Annotated in this window: 3 protein-coding genes; all 3 read left to right on the forward strand. The window is 36.2% G+C overall.

What is annotated here, in order from left to right:
- A partial coding sequence (locus tag AC06OU_RS17480; protein WP_475857471.1) for a S41 family peptidase occupies positions 1–1,328 on the forward strand: 1,328 nt, incomplete at its 5' end.
- A 131-nt stretch (positions 1,329–1,459) separates the two neighbouring features.
- Complete coding sequence (locus AC06OU_RS17485) at positions 1,460–2,365, forward strand: CobW family GTP-binding protein (protein ID WP_475857474.1); 906 nt, start codon at positions 1,460–1,462, stop codon at positions 2,363–2,365.
- Positions 2,358–2,612 (forward strand): hypothetical protein, encoded by a 255-nt coding sequence (locus AC06OU_RS17490; RefSeq protein WP_475857473.1) that lies wholly within the window; start codon positions 2,358–2,360, stop codon positions 2,610–2,612. Before AC06OU_RS17485 ends, AC06OU_RS17490 begins: the two co-directional genes overlap by 8 nt.
- The last annotated feature ends 77 nt before the right edge of the window (positions 2,613–2,689 follow it).

The following is a 2,689-nucleotide window of genomic DNA, read 5'->3' on the forward strand; positions in this document are numbered from 1 at the left end:
AATCCCAGGTACAATATGTAGGTGAACGAAAAGAATTCACTAAGTTATACATGGCTTATGACAAATTAAAAAAAGATTACTATAAGGATATTGGTGAGGATACAGTGATTAATGGTGCCATCAATGGCATGGTCGATGCACTGGAGGATCCGTATTCTGAATACATGGATACAGAAGAGGCATCTATGTTTGAAGACAGTGTTCATTCGAGCTTCCAAGGAATTGGGGCAGAGATACAGGAGCAAGATGGTATTATTACGATTATTTCTCCTATTAAAAATTCTCCAGCCGAAAAATCTGGGTTGTTACCTAATGATAAGGTTTTAAAAGTAGATGGGAAAGATATTAAAGGTTACAGTGTTTCGGAAGCAGTTCTATTAATACGTGGTAAAAAAGGTACAGAGGTAACTTTGACGATTCAACGTGGTGACGGTGCATTAATTGAAACGACAATAGTTCGAGATGATATTCCAATAGAAACAGTCTATCCAGAAATGTTAAGTGACAATGTAGGCCATATTATGATTTCTAGCTTTTCTGATGATACGTATGATGAGTTAGTTACTGCAATTGATGATTTGAAAAAAGAAGGCATGGAATCATTAGTGCTGGATGTAAGACAAAATCCAGGGGGCCTGCTAGATTCAGCAGTTGATATTTCAAACCTTTTTGTTGAGGAAGGCAAGAATATTGTACAAATTGAAACAAAAGATGAGAAAAATAAACTTGTAAAAGAGGCGATTGTTGCATCACCTGGTCTCCGAGTTGATCTTCCTGTTACAGTGTTGATTGATGAAGGGAGTGCATCTGCATCTGAGATACTTGCAGGAGCATTAAGCGAATCAGCAAATATGCCTATCGTTGGTGTAAATTCGTTTGGTAAAGGAACTGTGCAATCTCTTAACAATTTACCTGATGGCTCTAATATTAAAATAACAACAGCAAAATGGTTAACACCAGAAGGTAACTGGATACATGATAAAGGTATTGCACCAGATTACGAAGTACAATATCCTTCTTATGCGATGTTATCTCCTTTAAATACTTCTGAAGTTTTAAAGACAGGTATGACATCAGATGCTGTTAAAAATGCTAAGGAAATGTTAAAAGCAGTTGGATACGATCCAGGTACTATTAACACTAGCTTTGACGAGTCTATGGTTTCTGCGGTGAAAAAATTCCAAGCTGACAACAAACTGGATGCCACAGGTGAGCTTACAGGAGATTCTGCTAATACATTGATGAATAAGCTTCGTGAAAAATTACTAAACGAAGATCCTCAATTATTAAAGGCAGAAGAGATAGCAAAGGATTTAATTAAAAAATAAGTAATAGCATAATCAATTTTTTTAAAAGAGCTGACCTGCAATGGTCAGCTCTTTATTCAAGAGAAGAAGTTTTGACGTTGCTGAGTCGACGATGAATTTCTTTAGGAAATACATAGGAAGAGGTGTGGATGTTGAAAGATGTATATTTATTGAGTGGATTTTTAGGTAGCGGGAAAACATCCTTGTTAACCAATTTAATATCACAATTCAAAAATGAAGGTATTAAACCAGCAGTAATTATGAATGAGTTAGGTAAATTGGCTTTTGATAGCAGAGCAGTAGAGGAAGACATCCCTCTTAAAGAAATGCTAGAAGGATGCATATGCTGTACAGGATCTGAGAAGATGGAAGCACAGCTTCAAATGTTGTTGGCTGGGGAAGATTTTGATGTGTTATTAATAGAGACGACTGGAGCTGCACACCCTGTTGAAGCATTAGACGCTGTGTTTTCACCAATATTTGCAAATCAGTTAAATATAAAAGGTATTATTACTGTTGCCGACTGCAAAAGATGGTTAGAACGCGACAAGCTGTCACCCCGAACACGGATGCTCTTCCTTGAGCAAATCAAACATGCACATTTAATAGTTGCCAATAAAGTAGATTTACTAACTGATGACGAGATTGCTACTGTCTCTATGGAACTCCAAGGTATTAATGGTGATGCACCAATTATTCAAGCCTCCAACAGTAAAATTTCTATAAAAGCACTTGCTAACTTGGAAGCTACCTTTCATGAAAAAGAAGTTAAAGAAGCGGCAATAGGCAAGCAGCTTTCCTTGTCTTCAAGGCTTCATACCTTTAATGAACCAATAGAGCAAGAAGCCTTCGAGGATTGGGTTAGAGGTCTTCCTGACTCCGTCTATCGGATGAAGGGTTATGTTCCACTAAAAGGACACAAATATCCTTATTTATTTCAATATGCTTATGGAATGATCCAATGGCTCCCTGAATACATAAAAATGGAGCCCCAACTTGTAATTATCGGAGAGCAAATAAATAAGCTTGAGATTATAGGGGATTCGGTTAATGATTGATGCTTTTAAATTGCTTTATAAAAATAGAGCCTCTGTTAATATTACGGAAATAGATGTACGTAATATCATTAAATCGGAGCTGCTAGACGAATATACTCACCCTAGGGTAAGGCAGAACATTGAAAAAAAGTATCAGTTGGTCATAGAGCGAGTGAAAAATAGCAGACTATCTATTTCGCAGCAAGAAGATATGCTTTTAGTAATTCACGAAGAATATATGAAATTGTCAAGAGCTTTAGAAAGCTAATATTTACTATTTGTGGTTTGTTCTTCCATTTAATAAGATTAGAAACCATTAGTTCTTTAATCTTTTTATTTGCGAAT

This window comes from Psychrobacillus sp. (assembly GCF_056205495.1).